Source organism: uncultured Nostoc sp. (assembly GCF_937863485.1).
In the GTDB taxonomy this organism is placed as follows: domain Bacteria; phylum Cyanobacteriota; class Cyanobacteriia; order Cyanobacteriales; family Nostocaceae; genus Nostoc.
On sequence record NZ_CALMFY010000140.1, the window covers coordinates 1 to 3,734 of the forward strand.

The window sequence follows — 3,734 nt, forward strand, 5'->3', positions numbered from 1 at the left end:
TTTCTCCCCTTTAAAAATTGTTTGATTCCTCCCTGTTTCCCTGTCTTGATAGCAGACATGAGAAAGGAAATATCTAAGGCTTGCAACCAGTGGATTACAGGAGTATTAAAGAATCCTCTATCTAGATATAGCTTTTTTACATTTGCTGGCAACGTTAAAATTAGATCCAGCGCGGATGCAATTAATTTCGGGTTTTGTTGATACCTATTTGCGACTCGATGATACTGAGAAACAGGTCTTTCAAGCGGCAATCAGTACAATGGGATTAGATGAGCAGGAGGAAATTATGGAGATTGTAACCAGTTGGCAACAGGAAGGCGCTCAAAAAGCAAAAGAAGAGATTGCACTGAATCTACTGCAAAGAGGAATGATTGTACAGGAAATCGCACAAATCACGGGTTTAAGTGTAGAACAGGTGCAGCAGTTACAGGCACAGATGTCTCCAGGAAATTAATCTCAGTAGACATTCATGTATCATCATTGAAGTCTCAATTGTCACTATAGTTTTTTTTACCTTGAAAAAAGCATAAATTTTCTATGCCTCGAAAAACCCCACCTTCATCCCACTCGACTGTTACAATTCCACTGGCTCTCTCTCAATTACATATCCGCTTACAGTTTCTAGAAAAATCACACCAATCGCTACTCAAACAGATTAAAAGAAAACGCACAGAACTGAATAATTTTATTGAACAGACGCGAACTTTCGCAACAAAAATATTTCAAAAAGCCAGTCCCAGCTTTCAAAAAATGGCTGAGTTAGACCAGGATATTCATACTTTATTTGATGAGATTTTTACTACTAGAAAGTTTGGTAAACAAACCTTCAAAAATATAGAGGCAGTTTACCTTAAGCTCCAGTTGACAGGAATCATTAGTCTCAAACCAAGCCGCAAACAATTTTCAACAGAGCTAGACGAATTGTTTGACGACCCCGAACCCGAATCAGATTTTTCTAAGGAAACTGCTGAAAGTCGCCATCAACATTGGGAAACAAAAGAATCTGTAGAATCTCATGGTAAAGCTAGAACAGAAGATAAGAGAAAAATTCGTGAAACATTTCTGAGATTAGCTGAAATCTTTCACCCTGACAAGGTAAAAGACAGGGAGACACAGACATATAATACAGAAATTATGAAATCAATTAATCAAGCCTACCAAGAAGGTGATTTGGCAAGACTTCTAGAAATTGAGCGACTTCACCAAGTCGGGGAAGTTATTGACAATAATAGCGAAGATGATTTAACTCGAAAATGTCGAACTATAAAACAGCAAAATCAAATTCTTCTCACTCAATATGAAACTTGAAACGGGAACTGCGTTTGGCAAAGAAAACTCCAGAAGGAACGATGGTTTCGGATTCTCGGAAAGCTGCTAAAAAAGGCATTGACTCTATGGCTCAAATGGTAGAAACAATAGAAAATCAAATTAACGTTGTTTGTCAGATTCGGGATTTTGTCAAGGACTTTAAAGAACAGAAGATCACTATCAAAGAATTTCTTGGTGGGCCACCAACTCTGCACTCCTTATCCGAGGAAATTATGTCAGATATTCTTGAGCAGATGTTGTCAGAATTAATCAGATAGTAGTTGATTTTTCTTAAAAATCACAGTTGGCAGTGAATGAAGACGTATTAAATAATGGATTTATTTGACCAGCATCTTACAAAAATAACCGAAGAGGAAGTACCACTGGCGGCTCGGATGCGTCCCCGGACACTCAAGCAATTTATTGGTCAAGAGCATATTATCGGACAAGGAAGACTACTGCGGCGTGCTATTAGTTTGGATCAGCTGTCTTCCTTAATCTTTTCTGGGCCACCAGGGACTGGCAAGACTACTTTAGCCCGTGTTATTGCCAACACCACCCTCGCTCACTTCATTGCTATCAATGCCGTACTTTCGGGAGTTAAAGAAATTCGAGCGGCAATTGAAATTGCCCTTCAACAGCGCAAGTTCCATAATCAACGAACTATTCTTTTTGTCGATGAAGTCCATCGTTTTAATAAGTCTCAGCAAGATGCTCTATTGCCTTGGGTAGAGAATGGTACAATCATTCTTATTGGTGCTACCACCGAAAATCCTTTTTTTGAAGTCAATAAGGCACTTGTCAGCCGTTCGCGGATTTTTCAACTTCAGCAATTAACTAATAAAGATTTATACAAAATTGTTGAGCAAACGCTAGCTGATTCGGAACGCGGTTATGGCAACTTAACAGTAGAAATTGACGCAGATGCTTTAGCTCATCTAGTTAATGTTGCTAACGGTGATGCTCGTTCACTATTGAATGCTTTGCAACTGGCTGTAGAGACTACACCCCCCGATGCTACAGGTGTTATTCATATTCCCCTAGCAGTGGCAGAAGAATCAATTCAGCAACGTGCTGTTTTATACGACAAAGAAGGGGATGCCCATTTTGATACCATTAGTGCTTTTATCAAGAGCTTACGAGGTTCTGACCCAGATGCAGCACTCTACTGGCTGGCCAAAATGGTTTATGCAGGTGAAGACCCGCGTTTTATTTTCCGTCGGATGTTAATTCTTGCAAGCGAAGATGTCGGATTGGCTGACCCACAAGCAGTTGTCGTTACCAATGCCTGTGCCGAAGCATTCGATCGCGTGGGAATGCCGGAAGGACGTTATCATTTGGCGCAGGCAGTAATTTATTTAGCGACTGCACCAAAATCCAATAGCATTATGGGCTTTTTTGATGCTTTAGCCGCAGTAGAAATTGAAAATGTTGCTTCCGTTCCCACTCATCTTAAGGATGCCAATCGGGATAAAAAAGGTTTTGGGCATGGGGTGGGTTATCTCTATCCTCACGCTTACCGAGATCATTGGGTAGAACAGCAATATTTACCCAAGAGCTTGCAAGGTCAATTGTTTTACCAACCTTCAACCCAAGGTTATGAACACCAAATCGCAACACAAGTGGCACGTCGTCGAGAAGCTCAACTTGCTGCAATAGTAGAAGGTATTGGTGTTGCACCAGTGGAAGTCATGACTTATGGAACTGTTGACCGAGCAGATGAGCGCTGGTTGCAACGCACACTTTCTCAGGTAAGTACACAATTAGCATCTGTGCGCGAGCGCATTTTTACTTTCGCTCAATTACAACGTCATCATTTAGTATTGGATTTAAATGCTGCCACTGGTTTACTTACTTGGGAAGCAATCCGGCAAGTTCCAGAAGGTGGGGTTTATGCCTGTGTCCGCAATAGCTCTGATGCCAATGCTTTAATAGAACTTGCTGCGGCACTTCCTGAAACAATGCGACCAATAGTTTTTACTGCATCTGTTGCACAGATACCTGCTATGCTGGCATCTCTTGCACCAAATGTCTACTTTGACTCTATTATCGGGCGCAATGTACTAGCCTCCCAATCGGATAAGGGACTTGCTGCTCAAATTTTAGGTCAATTGATCCCACACTCAGTCAAGCTTATTTTAGCTGAGACAGTACCTCGTCATACCCAAAGGTTTTATCGCTTACTGCCCAGGCAAAATCTCGATGCCCAATTGTATGAGCGATTAGTTTTAGCGGAAGAAGCTATTTATACAGATACCTCTGATCTCCATGCTTAACTGGGATACTGACGATTTGCGTCACGCTTTTGCCTCAAATGGACACTGCGTACAAGTGGTTGTTGAACAGTATTTGACACCAATGCACATCTCTGATCATTAGAGTTGTCGGGAAATAAAAGATGAGTGAGGCAATGGTGATCTTGCGAC

General features: G+C 41.2%; 2 protein-coding genes and 1 pseudogene. All 3 read left to right on the top strand.

Features of this window, described 5'->3' with window-relative positions; all coding sequences use genetic code 11:
• Window positions 1-175 precede the first annotated feature (175 nt).
• The 3 genes and pseudogenes from Q0541_RS18495 to Q0541_RS18505 all read left to right on the top strand — a co-directional run bounded on the left by Q0541_RS18495 (window position 176) and on the right by Q0541_RS18505 (window position 3,584).
• The gene (locus tag Q0541_RS18495) at window positions 176-454 is read left to right on the top strand and encodes a hypothetical protein (protein WP_298913227.1); all 279 of its coding nucleotides are present in this window, start codon (window positions 176-178) and stop codon (window positions 452-454) included.
• An 83-nt stretch (window positions 455-537) separates the two neighbouring features.
• Window positions 538-1,586 (top strand): annotated as a pseudogene (locus Q0541_RS18500) (J domain-containing protein).
• A gap of 54 nt (window positions 1,587-1,640) precedes the next feature.
• Window positions 1,641-3,584: an AAA family ATPase gene (locus tag Q0541_RS18505; RefSeq protein ID WP_298913230.1), complete on the top strand. Its 1,944-nt coding sequence runs from the start codon at window positions 1,641-1,643 to the stop codon at window positions 3,582-3,584.
• Window positions 3,585-3,734: the final 150 nt, after the last annotated feature.

Excerpts from the sequence above, each read along its gene's own strand:
- Q0541_RS18495 (WP_298913227.1), top strand. The coding sequence starts at position 176 with ATGCAATTAATTTCGGGTTTTGTTGATACCTATTTGCGACTCGATGAT.
- Q0541_RS18505 (WP_298913230.1), top strand. The coding sequence starts at position 1,641 with ATGGATTTATTTGACCAGCATCTTACAAAAATAACCGAAGAGGAAGTA.